Raw genomic sequence first — 15,326 nt, 5'->3', positions numbered from 1 at the left:
CTAGAGGATTGAGACCTTCCTGTCTTTAATGAGGAGCCGATCTTCGCAGAAATGTTTAACCGCGAGGGGCAGGATTTTATGTTCCTCTTTGAGAATGGCAAGAGTCAATTCTCTTTCGGTCATTCCTTCCTCGATTTTAACAACTCCCTGCAAAATGATAGGACCGGAATCCACACCTTCGTCCACAAAATGAGCGGTGCAGCCCGCAATTTTCACTCCATAATCGAATGCTTGCTTCTGAGCATGTAGACCGGTAAAGGAGGGAAGAAGAGAAGGATGTATATTGATGATCCTATTTCGGTAGAGCCGAATGATATCCGGTTTTAAAATTCTCATGTACCCGCAGGCCACGATCAGATCCGGAGAAATTTCTTCCAAGGTGCGGAGAAGATCCAGATGATATTCTTCCTTTTTGGAATAAGATTTGAAGTCTAAGATCTTGGCCGGGACATTATGGCGGGCAGCGATCTGGATAGAAGGTGCTTCCGGGTTGTCAGTGACTAAAAATGCAGGATTTCCGGGAATTTTTCCCTTTTGGATCACCTGAAGGACAGCTTCTAGGTTGCTCCCCCGCCCGGAGGCCAAAAATACAAGCTTTTTTCTGGGTTTGGGAATCAGACTTGCCAAGAATTTTCGCATCCGATACGCTAAGAATTACCAGTCCACGTTAAGGCGGTCCGGAATTTTGTCGAAAAGTATTTCAGGAGAGACACATGTCACTTGCTAGAAAATCGACGGCGTCCGTCGAACAGTATAAATCCAATGAAATTTCTACTGTGAGTCAGGGCCGGCTTATCGTGATGTTATATGAAGGGGCAATTCGCTTCCTGAACGTTGCCATCGAGAATAATACACCCCGCAAGTACGACGTGGTGAATAATAATATCCTAAAAGCCCAAGAGATTGTGACTGAACTGATGCTCGCTCTGAACATGGAGAACGGTGGAGAGGTCGCAAATAATCTTCTTGGTATTTATGTTTATATTAAAAAGCGCTTATTAGAAGCGAACATGAAGAAAGACAGCGAGATCCTTTCCGAAATCATCAAATATCTGGAAGATCTAAAACTTGCTTGGGAAGAAATTGAGAAGAAGGAAAAAACTTCTTCCGTGGTCCCTATGCCTTCCGCCGGTTCTCAAAGAACCGGACTCTCTCTCCAAGGTTAAGATCACCAATGGCGGGTAGGGGAACTAAAAATCTAAATTCCAGGGAAGAAAAACTTTCCTCTTACTATGAGGAGAAAATTTCCTTTTTGGACAAACTGATCCAACTCCAAAAACGCCAATTGGAAATTTTGGGTTTTGGGGACGGAGAAGGTACTGCCAAGCTAGAACTCCAAAATGCAGACCTAGTCGAAAAGATGAAACGACTGGACCGCAAGATCGAACAATTAGAAGAATCTTCTCCTCAAACCTTAGAAATTATTCGACTCTCCGATACGATCTTCCAAAAATTGGAGGAGTCCAGGGATTTGAATTCCCAAGTAGGGGAAAAGATGGAGATCATTCTGCAGGAATATCGCAAAGAGTTGAATATGGTTCAATCCAAGATCCAACTCAAAAAATTCCTAGCTCATAGGAAATTAGGTTGGAAGACGGGGACCTGCTGAGCCGTGCCCTGGACTTTTACGGACTCCCCAAAAAATTCGACGCAAATCTAGTACGGAGCAGATTCCGGGAACTCTCTCGTAAGTATCATCCTGACTCTGGAGAATATGAGACGGATATTCTATTTAAGGAATTAGTCCAGCTTAGGGATGTTCTTCTTTCTTCTCTCCAAAACGATCCTTTTGCAATTTTAGAAAATTCTAAAGAAGATCCGGAAGGATTCCAATTTTATAAATCGGCAAAACAGAAAGCTGCCCAAGCGATCGAAAAATATTTTCAGTTCACAGACGGAAATCCTGTATATTTGAAGAAGGAAGATAATCCTGCGCTTCTACGTTTAAGGCAAGAATTAGAAACCGCTAAAAATGGATTAGAGGAGTTTTTAGAAAAATTCCCGAAGAGTATCTGGAAAGAAGATACTGAAACTACTCTTAAGAAGATAAGCGTATGGTTTAAAGATTAAGGAACTTGTAATGTATTCGAAGGCATAGAGAATACATAAATATCTTTTGTTCCACTATTCAGATCGAAAGAGATCACGGAAGATCTAAGAGTTACGTAATCTCCCGAATTCAAAGTAGCGACGATCTTACATACTCTGTTCGTATTTTCTCCAGCACCTGGAACTGCAAGCGGGCCGGCTGTTGGATTTACTTCTATAGAATATTCTTTCGGTTGGTTCGGAAGCATATTTAAAGGTAGTTCGCATGCTTTTCCGGAAGAAAAATCGGCGGGGTTCCTGGATGCGTCCGCAGTACTTCCTGTATATAAAGTGTACCCGCTGAAAAATGCTTCCGGATTTCCGGCCCTCAGTCTGAGTTCATATACTCCTGTGCCGATTAAAGTGATCCCTACTAAAGTAGGTGGAGTAGTTACGATCCGATTCGTGGAATAATTATAACAAGAGGATAAGGAAAGAATTAGGAATAAGATGGAGAAGAATGTGTACATTCTTCTGGATAAAAAAAGATTCATTTAGCTGCGTATATAGTCCGCCCAGCCGAATTTTTCGACCAATTGGGTGGATACTGAAAATTGTGGAAAACGTCTCTTGTTTGTCGACCGATTTTCAGGGATCTCCCACTTGAGTTCTTGAAGAAGTTTGTTTCCTTTTTTGGTATTACAGTCCCTGCAGGCAGTGACTAAATTTTCCCAGGTATGATAGTCCTTCGGTTTTTTTTCCCGAGGGATCTCTTCCCAACGACTTTTAGGGATCACATGATCCAAGGTAAGTTTGGAAGAAGGTAGTTTGCGTTTGCAGTACACACATTCATGATCGTCTCTTAGGAATATGTTTTCTCTAGAGAGTTTATGCTTACGTTTGGGGACCTTATAATAGTCTGTGAGTAGTATGATCCTGGGAGTGGAAAGTTTCAGTTTTTCAGACCTGATAAATAGGCCTTTTTCGTCTTTAATGAGTTCTGCTTTTCTGAGGATGAGAAGGATAACGGCGTCTTTAACGGTTCGGATCGCAACCGGGACATAGGTCGCGTTCAGCACCAACACAGGTTGGGTTAGAACATCCATATCTAACCAAACTGTATAGATTCACAAAATTATGTCGAGTAAAAGTATTATTTCCCGGAACGTTTCTTTTTGATCGTAAAATATAGAACTAGGCCTAATACAAGAATTCCTAATAATGCAAAGATTGTAATTTGCCCTTGGCGGACCAAGGTGCTTAATAGGTCCAAATTTTTTGCACCATAATGGCCTAGGTAAACCCAGATCGGAACAGAGATCGCGGCAGCAAACATATCCAAGAACAAAAATCTAAAGAATGAGATCCGATCGGAAGTCCCAGCCGTTAGATAAATAGGCATCCTTAGGCCAGGCATAAACCTCGCCATGAATACTACCCAGTTCCCGTACTTAGAAAACTTTTCCTGCACTTTGGAAAATCTTTCCGGGGTCAAAAACTTGGCGATGAAAGGAATTTGTAATACCTTCTCCCCGAAAACTCTTCCTAGTAAAAATACGGAACCGTCTCCTACAAGAACTCCGGCCATTCCTACTCCAAACATTACATGTTCGTTTGCGTATCCTAAACCTGCCAAAACTCCGCCGGAAACCAGCGAGATATCTTCAGGAATTGGAAGACCGAAACCGCAGAGAATAAGAGTGGAGAAAACTGCTAGGTAAGAGAACTCATTTCCAAAGCGGGAAAAAAAATTGACTAAATCCGGGATATTAACTAGATCCATGAATGTTTCTATCTGTTCCGACTAGAATTCCACCAGTGAAACTTTTCCCGGGTAAATGGGAATCGAAAAACTAGATTTGTTTGGCTTGCTTTCGATCTTTTTAAGTCTCAAATTGGTTTCAGGTGCAAAAAGACAGAAACCAAATCATCCAAGCCGAAAATTCTCTTTTAGCGGGCTATGCAGTTTTGCAGGACGAAACCGGAGGAAGAGAATATAAGGAAGAAGAACACCCGTACCGTATCCCATTCCAAAGAGATAGAGATAGGGTAGTTCACTCTAGCGCATTCAAAAGATTACAATATAAAACCCAAGTGTTCGTTTATTCGGTTGGTGAGAATTATCGCAATCGTCTCACTCATACTCTGGAAGTTGCAGGAATTTCTAGGACGATCGCTTCTGCATTAGGACTCAACTCATTACTTGCGGAAACGATCGCACTAGCTCATGATCTAGGGCATACACCTTTCGGACATGCAGGCCAGGATATGCTTTCCGATTTGATGGGAGAATTCGGCGGATTCGAACATAATAAACAATCGGTTCGGATCGTTACGATACTTGAAACACGTTATCCGGAATTTCCTGGACTGAATCTTTCCAAAGAAACCTTAAAAGGAATGATGAAACATGGGGGAGAATATGACGGCTCCCTATTAGGAAGGGAAAGAAAGAACGAGGGCCCAAGTTTAGAAGCACAATGTGCGGATGTAGCGGACGAGATCGCTTATACGAGCCATGATATAGATGACGGTCTGGAGATGGGTTATCTAAAAGCGGAAGATCTGAACTCACTTTCTCTTTGGGCAGAAACTTCTGAAACGGTAAAAGGTAAGTTCCCAAAGCTGGATGGAAAAGTTTTTGTAAGAACTGTGATCCGAGAGCTTACAAACAGTATGGTCTCTAATATGATCCGCACAATCGAATCCAGGATTTCCGAATGGAAAATTTCAAATCGCTCCGATCTGAATCTTGCCTTCCAAGAAGGAAAAAGGATCGCAACCTATGATCCTGGGTATGGGGAGAAGGTGCGAGAATTAAAATCATTTCTGTACAAAACATTGTACAGGCATCCCTCCGTTGTAGTTACAAGCGACAGAGGAAGAGATATTATAGAAACATTATTTTTCCATTTCAGAAAACAGCCTGATTCTATTCCGGAAACTTACAAGAGAAGGATCCAAAAAGAAGGTTTAGAAAGATGTGTATGCGATTATGTGGCCGGGATGACTGACAGATATGCGGAAGAGATGGCATCTACGATAGGAAAATAAATCCTTTGACGCGACCTTTGGTCTTTAAGACGGATTATTATCTAATGGAAAGAATTGTTTCTTCCAGTGCAACTAAGAGTGAATCCACCTCTTCTTCCGTTGTATACAAGCCTGTGGAGATGCGGATCGCCCTGAGCGCTTCTTCATTTGTATAACCCATCGCAAGTAGAGAAGGTGCTGCTTCTCTGGATCTGGATTTGCAAGAAGATCCGGTAGAGACCGCAAATCCTTTCTCCTCCATTCCCATCATAAAAAAGTCAAGATCATCCAAAGGAAGTAGAGCAAACGTAGTGGAAAATAGTCTAGGCGAATTTTCGGCTACAATCTCTGCACCTAAACTTTTGAGCTTGGATTCTATCTTGTTTCTATAATATTCCAGTTTTTTGTTCTTATTCTCCATTTCTGCAAACTGGATCTTGGAAGCTTCCGCCAAGGCTAGAATAGAAGGAGAATTTTCCGTACCCGCTCTATGTCCATTCTCCTGGTTTCCTCCTTGGAAAACTCCGCCTTCCGGCAGATGTTTTGGATCGAACCATAAAACGGAAGAGCCTAATCCTCCTCCAATTTTATGCCCTGAGAATGTAAATCCGTTCAGAACGGAGAATGGCACCGGAATTTTGGAGAATGATTGGATCAGATCCGAATAAAAAGGCATTCCGTATTTCGTGGAAATTTCCGCTAATTCTTGGATGGGTTGGATCACACCTGTTTCATTTCCCGCGTGTAATACAAACACAGGACCCGGCTCATTCTTCAGATAAGATCCTAATTCGGAAACCGAAACGAGTCCTGATTTATCGGTGTTTAAAACTTTATAAGGAATTCCTAAACTTCTAAAAGAGGAATACATTGCGGCGTGTTCAAAGGGAGATAGATAGGCCGTCGTTTTGATAAATTGTTTTGCAAAGTATATGAGAGAATAATCCGCTTCCGTTCCGGAAGATACGAATACGAATCCTTTAGGATCTTTTCCTGTGAGTTTTGCTAAAACTTTTCTAGATTCTTCGATCTTGCCTTGTCTTGCTAATGAAAATCGAGTAGGACCGGATGGATTAAAAAAGTCTTCCTCATATTCTTCTAAGATCTTAGTCAATAAACCTGGAATAGGAGGATGGGTTGCATTATAATCGAAGTATTTAATTCTTTTCATCGAAAATATCGTCTGCTTCTTCGTATCTTCCTTTTCGACGAAGTGTGTACTGCAATAGTTTCTTTTTATCTTCGATCAGGTCTTCGTAACCGGACTTATCATTTCTATAATCCGGATCTACGGTGTAAACTTCCGTATCCAATGCGTCCAATTCTTTCAGTGCCTGGTCAAAATTGGCTTCATACAATAGGCATCTGACTCTCATCAGTTTTGCCTGGAATCTGGTCCCTAGATCAGTTGCAGAGGACTGATAAACCGCCTCGAACATATCCTTTGCTTTTTTTCTATAATTGGGATCTCTATCTCCCAATTTATAGAATAGTTGAGCATTTCGATTCAAATTGGAATAAAATATTTTGGCGCCTTCCGTATCTGAAGCTTCACAAGGGATCGCGGCGATTGCACTTGCTCCCCAGTATTTCGCCTCCGCAGGAATAGATCTTTTGGAACAGGAAAAATAAAGAACTCTTGTGAATAAGGAAACGGATTCTTCCGGAGAAAGAGAAGGATGGGATTCATCCGTTCTAAGTCTGAGCAGCTCCAATGTTTTTAAAAGAAGTGTTTTATACTTATTCGCGGTTAATGTAGTAGTATCCGGATAATCTTCTGAGAATACGATAGGAGAAGATTGGGATTCTGTGATCTTTTTCCAGATCCGGATCTCTTTTGGAAGATCTTCCGTTACATTCTCTTCTTCTTGTTTATTGCAGCTAAAACTGAAAAAATTTAAGGCACGTTTCCACCAAGGAATGGATGGAGGTTTTACTTCTTTCAGTTTTTCGAATACTAGTTCTTCTATCCTTTGGATTGCTTGGAAATGAGCGAGTATCGCTTCTTCCGGGCGGCAAGAGGCGAAGGAAGAGATCCTGATCTTCTCCAAAAGACTTTTGCCTGAGATCTCCGGTTTGTCTTTTCCAAGAGATGCCTGGACCGGCGGAGAATTATATCCGTCAAAAGGATTATAGTTTAAGGCTCTTTTATAATAATCTAAAGCTTCTAGAGGGATTTGGTAGAATTCTTTCCAGTATTCGAACGGATCCACAGGTTTTTCTCCCGTGGAAAATTTGGTCTCGCTTGGGTTTGCAAGTCTTTCTATGGTCCAGCCTTGGTGTTTTGCTTCCATCCAGCTTGGGACCCTGAAAATATCTCCAGTACCTTCCTTTCCTATTCTGTAGGCACGAACACAGGCTCTGGACAATTGATCTGTTCTTAAATAATGTTCGATCTGTCTGTATTCTACTTTTTCGGATAATAGATCGTCTCCCTTGGACTGTAATTTTGCGGAAAGGGAAGGATTTAAGACGGGAGGTTCCAACCAAAGTGCGAAGGAACGTAAAATCTGGAATCTCCTGGGATAGATATAGATCGCTGCCAGGGTCCAAATCAACAAAAGTGTTAAGAATAACTTTTTCTTTTCTTTTAGAATGCTGAACAATTTCTTTCCTTAAGTTCCGGAAAATTCGTTAGACGAATAGAGTCCCTCGCTTGAGAGTAGAGAGAGTGAAGATTTCGCTTTTTTCGATTCCAAACCCTATACAAGTCCGGGGATTATGAAACACGCAAGCATTATTCCGATCCTTCTGGTATCCGTTTTGGATGTAGGTACCTTATTTGCTTCTCCCCAAAATACTGACTCCGTTTTTGTATGTAGGGACATTGATTCTTCCGGAAGGGCCAAATCCGTTTGGCCTGCTTATTATTATTCTCTAGGTTTAGAGAGTTTGAATAAGGCCAGAAATTCCGAAGGAAGAGAAAGAACGGAAGAGATCATTGAAGCGGTCCGAAATTTCCAAGATTATATTCGATGTTCCGAATCTGTAGGAGTTCCTGTTTCCGCAGTATTTCGTTGGAACAAGGCACTCGCACATTATTACTTGGGCCAATGGAAGGATGCGGTTTCCGAACTGGACTTGGCCGAAAAATCGGATCCAAATTTTAGAGAATCCTATATTTTAAAAGGAACCATTCTTTTAAACAGCGGAGAATATGAAAAGGCTGCGACTTATTTGGAATCTCATCTGAGTAAGTTTTCGGAAGATCCTGATTTTTACTATTTATTAAGCTCCGCAGAGCTTGCTTTAAAGAATGATGCAAAATCAGTTTTGTATTTAAGCTCTCTTAGAGATCTGATCAAACAAAAAGACTCCAATCCTAAATATCCTGAATTCGTATATTTATCTTTAGGAAAAACATATTTTGCATTAGGCCAAAATACGAAGGCTCTCTTCTATATCTCGGGTTATTTGGAGATGAGGCCTGAAAACTGGGAGATCCGATTCCTTCTCGCAAAAATTTTAGATCAATTAGGCAAATTTTCCCAGGCCAAAAAGCAACTGCAAAGAATTCTACAAGAGATCCAGGGAAATTCTTCCGTGGAGTTGATGCTGGGAGAGATGTACTTTATAGAAAGTAGATCCATGGCAGCAGGTTATTTCGAGGACCTAAGGAAGAAGGGTAAGTTAAATAAGGACGGGGTTCTGTTTGGATTGTATTCCGTACTAAATTCAAAATATTCAGATGCAAGACGTATTCTTTTCCCGCTGAAAGAAAGATTTCCTAAAAGACTTTCTATTCGACTTGGAGTTTTAGAGATCCAAAAAAGAGACGCAAATATTAATAAAAAAGAATATATAAGAGAATTGGTAGAAGTAGCATCCATTGCGCTCCAATCCCAATTGACCACGCTTGCAGAAACATTATTACTCGAATCCATTAAGATCACGGAAGAAGAAAAGTTAGATCCAAGAATTCTTGCGGAACAATACGACTTTTTAGCCGGAGTGTACGAACAATCCGGTTCCGTATTTAGATCCATTATTTCAGTTCGTAAAGCGATCCAATACACTTCTTCTACAGAAGATTCTAAAAAGTATGAATTACATTTAGCGTTCTTGCTCAGAGGAAATCCTCCGGGAAAGGTACAAGAATCGGAAGAGATCATCCAAAATATCCTAAAAAATGATCCGAATAATCATTACGCGTATTATCTTTTAGGAATTGTTCTATTCCAATCCGAAAAGCTGGAACAAAGCAGGGGAGCATTCGAACAGGCAATACGATTGGAACCGAAATCTTCCGTATATCATTTTTACAGGGCTTCTACTTTAGAAAAACTAGGAAGGATTCCTGAGATGGAAGAGGATCTTCGCAAGTCTATGGAATTGGATCCGGAAAATCCGATCGCATATAATTACTTAGGTTATCATTATTCTGAAAAAGGAATTCGTTTGGATGAGGCGCTCGATCTTATCCGAAAAGCGGTGGAACTTGCTCCTGATAATGAAGCATACCAAGATAGTTTGGGTTGGATCTATTATAAGAAGGGAAGAGTGGATGAGGCTTTATTACATCTAAATCTTGCATTCCAAATTTTACAGGATAAAAACGAATACGATCCTACTATCTGCGAACATTTAGGAGATGTTCATCATGAAAGAAGAGAATTTGCGGATGCCAGAAGATTCTGGGAAAAATCGGAAACTCTTTTTCAAAAGAAGGAAGACAAAGTTCGAATTCGGGAAAAATTGGAGAGGTTAAGAATGAATCCGGTCTCAAATAAATCCTAGACCGGGAGGACTTGTTTTGAGAACAAACCATTTCACTCGAATTTCCATATTCGGGTCCCTATTTTGTTTTATTCTATTCTTTCAATCCTGCGTGACCACGGATATTGAAGAGATTAATTTCCGTCAAAAAGGAAAGATCAAATTTTGGAGCGCTAAATCCAAGGAAGGTTCCAAATACTTGGATGGCCTTCGTAAATTAGAAGAATCGAATACTTCTTATTCGGGAGAATTCGATATACGTATCCAAAATTTTTTCCCTAAAAAAGACGTATTCTCTTTATCTGGAAAAATTTTCTACGATAAGCCGACCGGTAAAATGCAGATCGAGCTCATGGATAAACTCTTTGGGATCAGTGTTTCTAAAGTGTTTAGCGATGGGCAGACTATCCGGATCAAAACTGTTTCCGTGGACAAGATCCATGAACAAACCATGGATGATATAGTGTTATCCGATCCAAGCACGGGAAAACAGACAGTAGTTCCTTTTCCTGTAATTTATTATCTTCTTTCCAATCGAAACGCTGAATTATTCAAACCACAATGGACGCTCGTTCAGCCGAACGATGGAATTGTACTCGTCAGAAAACCGGGAGAAGAATGGACTTACTACACCGCAGAAAACGGGATCCGTTCCGTGGAATGGGATTCCAGCGGTAAAAACGTAAAGGCAGTCACAAACGTTCAGGGAGAAGTTGAATTTCCTCCTAAAATAACGATCACTCGTATCGTTTCCAGAACGGATGGGGCTGACCAGAATCGTATCGAAATTAAAATGAAAAAAGTATCCCGCACTGATAAATTGAATCAAGTAGTGTTCGGATTCTAATATTAAGGAAAGTGAATATGTTAGACGTAGAAAAAAACGGCCATATTTTAGAACTTTATATCAAAACAAACGAGACCAATTCCTTAGGAAGAGAGTTTTTCCGCAAATTTAGAGAAGTGCTCGAACAGGCAGAAAACGACAGATCCGTAAAATCAATTCTTCTGTCCGGAAGGAATGATAAGTTTTTTTCCAACGGATTCGATCCTGAGATCTTCGTAGGTAAAAACCTGGAAGAGATCAAAGAAGTTCTTAGAGAGGCGCTCGGTGCATGCGGAAGAGTTCTATTTTCTCCAAAACCTGTTGTTTGTGCGATGAACGGCCACTCCATGGGAGTAGGTGCAGTTATTGCTATATTCTCTGATTATAGGATCTTAGTGGAGAAAAAAGGAAGATTAGGTTTTCCAGAGTCGCTAATCGGTATCAATTTCCCATCCACTGCGGGAACAGTTTTGAAAGATCTAGTCGGAATGAAAACAGCAAGAGACCTATTGTACAGCGGAAGAGGTTTAAAGGCAGACGAAGCTGTCCAAGTAGGGCTAGTAGAGGAATCTGCAACTCCGGAAGAAGTGATCCCTAAAGCCAGAAAATGGTGCTCTCAATTCCAAGACATGGCAATGGAGTCCGTAGTAGGAGTAAAAATTGCCCTTAGAGATTCTCAACGTTTACTTGCGGATACTCTGGAAAAGAGAGATGTGGATCTTCTTGCACAAGCGATCGCTAGTTCAAATGGGCAGGAAGGAATGAAGTCCATCCAAGAAAGAAGACGCCCGGTCTTTACCTGAAATTAATGCCTGGGAAAAAATCCCAGGCTGTCTCTGCCGCGGCCTTGGTGAATTTTTAAGAATGGAATAATTTTCCAGGATTCAAAATTTCTTTTTGATCCAGCACTTTTTTCAGTCCGTTTAAAGCTTCTATTCCAGGTTTACCTAAGCTGGATTCATACCATTTTTTATGATCGAAACCTACACCGTGGTGGTGGCTGATTGGAGCTTTAAAAGAAGTGAATGTATCCGAAACGGATCTTTTCATCTTAAACCATTGTTCTTCCGGCTTTTTAGCATCCATGGGGAATAAGATCGTATAATACAAACAAGCTCCCTCATGATAACTATGAGATAAATGGCACATAGCGATGGAACCTGGGATAGAATTTTGTAAGGACTCAATTCCGGCTTTATGAAGATCTTCCAGCTTATCATAAGTGCTGGAAGTTTCCATCGTATCCACTCCCATTCCGTACTGCATTACATGATTTCTTAGGAATGGCATATTGTATCTGCTATGGATCCAATTTTGTCCTAACTTTTCTCCGGCAAAGATCGCTCCCGACTTTTTCCAGAGTTTCTTGAGGTCATTGAAAGAATGATCTACTTCTTGTCTAGATCCGTCCAGTCCCACTAAAACCACACATTTATTCTCTCCGATCCCCACTGATTTCAGATAAGAATTTTGCAGGAATTTTTTGAATTTGCGGATCGGTGTATTCTTCTTTCCTAATTCTCCGAGATACTCATAAAGCCTTGTCTCGTTTGCATCTGAAAGTCTCATCATAGAAGTTTTGATCTCTTCTTGATTCGCTTTGCGGATAAAATTGATAGAAGAAAGTAGATCCGGAAATACCAGGCCGAAATATTTTCTAGTCTCAGGGATCTTGTGGATCTTGATCGTAACTTCTGAAATAATCCCTAAAAGACCTTCGCTGCCCGCAATGATCTGGTTCCAATCCGGTCCGATAGAAGCAGCAGGCGCTCTGAGAGTTTCCACTGTTCCGTTAGGGCTGATCAGTTTTACGGAACTTAGTATCTCTTCTATCTTTCCGTATCGATTGGATTGTTGTCCCGCACTTCTTGCAGCGACCCATCCGCCCAAAGTAGAATATTCGAAAGATTGAGGAAAATGCCCAAGAGTGTACCCTTTTAAGTTGAGTCCGTATTCCAGTTTAGGCCCATAGATCCCTGCTTGGAAAGTTGCGGTCATGCTGATCGGATCGAAAGATACGAGTTCAGTCATCCCGGTCATATCCAAGGAAAGAACAGCTTTTTGTCCTTTACCTTTAATCACTTCCACACCGCCTACAACGGAAGATCCTCCTCCGAACGGAATGATCGTGATCTTGTTTTTAGAACAATATTCTAAAATTTTAATGATCTCGGAATCTTTTTTAGGATAAACCACTCCGTCTACGAATGATTTGAGAGTATTGAAGTGGAGTCGGAGAACGTCGTAATAACTTCTGCCTGCAGAATGAAAGATCCTCTCGTATCTATCGTTTTTGAAATTGTTTTTACCTACGATTGCGCTTAGGTTTTTGATATCATTAGTACCTAGTTTGCTGTTAGGAAGTTTTATATCTTCCAAGGAAACGGGAGGAGTTTCTCGGATAGAATCCAATTTGAATTCTCTTTGGAGAAGTTTGAGTATCTCAGGCATCTGAGACTTTCTACCGAAGTCCTGATCGTTTGCACCCCAGGCATTCCATCTAAGATTGGATCTAGAATAGTCGATTTTGGAATTGAGTTCGTGGTAGAACATTTGGTCTTATCTCCGATTAATGTAAAACGTTTCCAATAAATACGAATCTTTCCAGAGAGCAAGGTAAAAAGGATTTTCGGTGTCTGTCAATTATCAGCGCAGGGGTTCCTACATCCGGATTAATGGAAAGACTTATAGGCGTTTTTTTAGCTCTGCGATCTTAGGATCATCCGGTGAAAGAATAGATGCTTCCTCGAGTAACTTTTTGGCCCGGAAAGAATTGCCAAGTAGCCTATAAATATCCGACAAATTGATCAGGTTTTTTAAATGATTTGGAGAACGTACTCTTAACTTCTCTCCGAGCTCTGCCGCTGATCTTAAATATTCGGTATCTTTTTTCTGGGTATAAGCCTTCTTCCAAAGTATAGAAGAATAAAATAAAAGTTCGGTTTCGGAAGGATCCCAGGTTATGGACTTCTCCGCCCATTCTGCCGCTTTTTTGAATTCGGATATCTTATCATACCATCTGGAAAGAAGTTTGGCAACTTGGGGAAAATAACGTTCTCCGACGGTTCCGGATCTATTTAAACCTTCTTCCAGGATCCGTATTGCGTCTTTTGTGTTCCCTTTTTGGAATACGGACTCGGCTTCTGAAATTGATTTTTTATCCTCCATATAGGGATTTCTGGAAGGATTATAAGAAATAGATAATATACTTAGATCGTCCGAAAGTTTTCCTCTGCTGATCAGGGATCTGCGGATCGTTTTTAATTCTCCGCCGCTTTCCTCCACAGAGGCAAGGAAGATTGTCTCATCCTCGTTCATGACCCGTTTGCCTGAAAAATCCTCTTCTAATACTAGATCATCCCTGCCGTCAGATCCGCAGAAGATCGTATCACCTGGAAGCATACGGAAAGTTTGGACCTGGATCTTGGAACCGAACATTTCAGAAATCCCTAATTTACGAATATTGGATTCTGCCCCCAAAAACATCGCCTTTCCGTCCCTGTATAGAACGGGCCAAGGATGTTCCGCATTTATATAATACATCGCTCCGGTAGAATGTTCCACTATTCCTAAAACAGCGGAGATCAACATAAATCCGTCGAATGTTTCGAATACGTTTTGCAGGTCTATAAATGCTTCTTTTAACCAGCGTTCAGGAGACTTAGATTGTATCTCCGGAGAAAGTCTAGTCCGGCTGATAATAGAATTGAATACGGAACCTAAAACCAGGGCGCCGCCCGCACCCTGGATGGATTTTCCCATCGCGTCCCCGTTGATGAATGCAGTGTATTCCCTGTCTTGGATCTTTACTATATAGGCACTTAAGAAGTCTCCACCCAATTCGTAATCTTTATCTTTGAAGGAGAATTTTTTGTACTGATCCAGTAGGAATTCCACTTTGACTGCTGAATTTTCGGAATTGTCCAATTTGATCAAAGGGGAAAGAAGAAGCGCGGTAAGGAAATAATCTCCGTCCTGCTTTTCTTTTAAGGCTTGGATCTGCTGCATTTTCTCCGAAATTTCTCTATTACTTTCCTGGATCTTAAATCTGCTTACAAAACTTACGAAACGATATCTTTCCAAAATGATAGAGAAGACTAAGGTGAGAAGGAATGCGATCCCCAGGTTCTGCATAGAATACGCCGCCTGAGGAGTGCTCAAGTTCGGAGAATAAATAAGAACGGAACCTACAAAAGAGATCAGTGATAATAATAAGAATACAAAATATGAATTTTTAGGAAGGGGAACAAATACGATTGTGATAAGAGCGATCTGCAGTCCTGATACGTAATTCGGATCGTCCGCAATTCTACCCGTAAAAAAGGAAGTGCAAAGTAGAAGATATGCGATGAATACATACGCCATTTCCAAACTATATTTGCGAGTAGGGATCTTGAACAAAGTATCCAATAGAAGGAAAATTAAACTAAGAACTCCGACTATAGAGAATCCGATCCGGAAATAGAAAAGTTCAGGAAATTCAGGATGTAATTTTTGGTCCGTTCCAAAAGCGAAACCCAACCAAACAAACATCGCAAGTACTGCACCCGGATACTGGATGGCTCGGTTCTGTCTTTTTAGATCATCGACGTATTCTTTTTCATATACTTCTCTATCCTGGTCCTTCTTAAAAAAACCTAAAATAGAATTCCATTTGTTTTGAAAACTACCTGCCCGGGAGGAAGTGTATGACATCTATTGAATCGAACTCCGTTCGGTTCAG

Annotated in this window: 15 protein-coding genes; 7 read left to right on the top strand and 8 right to left on the bottom strand. The window is 40.9% G+C overall.

Annotated features, from left to right (window positions below):
* The gene (purN, locus tag EHR06_RS05970) at positions 1–627 is read right to left on the bottom strand and encodes a phosphoribosylglycinamide formyltransferase (protein ID WP_135756165.1); all 627 of its coding nucleotides are present in this window, start codon (positions 625–627) and stop codon (positions 1–3) included.
* A gap of 86 nt (positions 628–713) precedes the next feature.
* On the opposite strand from purN, the gene fliS reads away from it, so the two are divergent.
* From fliS to EHR06_RS05955, 3 genes are read left to right on the top strand one after another with little or no spacing between them, the layout of a single operon-like run.
* Positions 714–1,166, top strand: coding sequence for a flagellar export chaperone FliS (fliS, locus tag EHR06_RS05965; RefSeq protein ID WP_086446379.1), 453 nt, complete (start codon positions 714–716; stop codon positions 1,164–1,166).
* Positions 1,167–1,174: 8 nt separating this feature from the next.
* Entirely contained in the window at positions 1,175–1,609 is a 435-nt protein-coding gene (locus tag EHR06_RS05960) for a hypothetical protein (protein ID WP_135756164.1), read from the top strand.
* On the top strand, positions 1,588–2,070 hold the full coding sequence (locus tag EHR06_RS05955) for a molecular chaperone DnaJ (RefSeq protein WP_135756163.1): 483 nt from the start codon (positions 1,588–1,590) through the stop codon (positions 2,068–2,070). The genes EHR06_RS05960 and EHR06_RS05955 overlap by 22 nt, the downstream gene beginning before the upstream one ends.
* On the opposite strand, the gene EHR06_RS05950 is transcribed toward EHR06_RS05955, so the two are convergent.
* Genes EHR06_RS05950 through EHR06_RS05940 form a run of 3 tightly spaced genes read right to left on the bottom strand, consistent with a single transcriptional unit; the run spans position 2,067 to position 3,811 of the window.
* A complete protein-coding gene (locus tag EHR06_RS05950) occupies positions 2,067–2,558 on the bottom strand; it encodes an LIC11661 family lipoprotein (protein ID WP_425269486.1) in 492 nt (163 codons plus the stop codon). The genes EHR06_RS05955 and EHR06_RS05950 overlap by 4 nt on opposite strands.
* 24 nt (positions 2,559–2,582) lie before the next feature.
* Positions 2,583–3,134: an HNH endonuclease gene (locus tag EHR06_RS05945; protein ID WP_135756161.1), complete on the bottom strand. Its 552-nt coding sequence runs from the start codon at positions 3,132–3,134 to the stop codon at positions 2,583–2,585.
* Between the two features lie 47 nt (positions 3,135–3,181).
* Positions 3,182–3,811 (bottom strand): DedA family protein, encoded by a 630-nt coding sequence (locus EHR06_RS05940; protein ID WP_135756160.1) that lies wholly within the window; start codon positions 3,809–3,811, stop codon positions 3,182–3,184.
* A 143-nt stretch (positions 3,812–3,954) separates the two neighbouring features.
* Here EHR06_RS05940 and EHR06_RS05935 point away from each other — a divergent pair, with 143 nt between their 5' ends.
* Complete coding sequence (locus EHR06_RS05935; RefSeq protein WP_425269485.1) at positions 3,955–5,082, top strand: deoxyguanosinetriphosphate triphosphohydrolase; 1,128 nt, start codon at positions 3,955–3,957, stop codon at positions 5,080–5,082.
* Between the two features lie 37 nt (positions 5,083–5,119).
* Here the strand turns inward: EHR06_RS05935 and EHR06_RS05930 are convergent, their stop codons facing one another.
* Positions 5,120–6,232: a cysteine desulfurase family protein gene (locus tag EHR06_RS05930; protein ID WP_135756158.1), complete on the bottom strand. Its 1,113-nt coding sequence runs from the start codon at positions 6,230–6,232 to the stop codon at positions 5,120–5,122.
* Positions 6,219–7,667, bottom strand: coding sequence for a hypothetical protein (locus EHR06_RS05925; protein ID WP_135756157.1), 1,449 nt, complete (start codon positions 7,665–7,667; stop codon positions 6,219–6,221). Before EHR06_RS05925 ends, EHR06_RS05930 begins: the two co-directional genes overlap by 14 nt.
* Positions 7,668–7,782: 115 nt before the next feature.
* On the opposite strand from EHR06_RS05925, the gene EHR06_RS05920 reads away from it, so the two are divergent.
* The 3 genes from EHR06_RS05920 to EHR06_RS05910 are packed head-to-tail and all read left to right on the top strand — an operon-like array spanning position 7,783 to position 11,406.
* Positions 7,783–9,798 carry a tetratricopeptide repeat protein gene (locus tag EHR06_RS05920; RefSeq protein WP_135756156.1) on the top strand — a complete coding sequence of 672 codons (2,016 nt, stop codon included), beginning with the start codon at positions 7,783–7,785 and terminating at the stop codon, positions 9,796–9,798.
* A 16-nt stretch (positions 9,799–9,814) separates the two neighbouring features.
* Positions 9,815–10,624, top strand: coding sequence for a hypothetical protein (locus tag EHR06_RS05915; protein ID WP_135756155.1), 810 nt, complete (start codon positions 9,815–9,817; stop codon positions 10,622–10,624).
* Positions 10,625–10,641: 17 nt separating this feature from the next.
* A complete protein-coding gene (locus tag EHR06_RS05910; protein ID WP_100724667.1) occupies positions 10,642–11,406 on the top strand; it encodes an enoyl-CoA hydratase/isomerase family protein in 765 nt (254 codons plus the stop codon).
* 55 nt (positions 11,407–11,461) lie between these two features.
* Here the strand turns inward: EHR06_RS05910 and EHR06_RS05905 are convergent, their stop codons facing one another.
* Together EHR06_RS05905 and EHR06_RS05900 are read right to left on the bottom strand one after the other, a co-directional pair.
* Positions 11,462–13,156, bottom strand: a complete 1,695-nt coding sequence (locus tag EHR06_RS05905) for an FAD-binding oxidoreductase (protein WP_135756154.1) — start codon at positions 13,154–13,156, stop codon at positions 11,462–11,464.
* 132 nt (positions 13,157–13,288) lie between these two features.
* Positions 13,289–15,298: a SpoIIE family protein phosphatase gene (locus EHR06_RS05900; protein ID WP_135756153.1), complete on the bottom strand. Its 2,010-nt coding sequence runs from the start codon at positions 15,296–15,298 to the stop codon at positions 13,289–13,291.
* Positions 15,299–15,326 lie beyond the last annotated feature (28 nt).

This window comes from Leptospira dzoumogneensis (genome assembly GCF_004770895.1).
Lineage (GTDB): Bacteria > Spirochaetota > Leptospiria > Leptospirales > Leptospiraceae > Leptospira_B > Leptospira_B dzoumogneensis.
The sequence above is the reverse complement of the archived record's forward strand: the minus strand, read 5'-3'. Positions and strand labels throughout refer to the sequence as shown.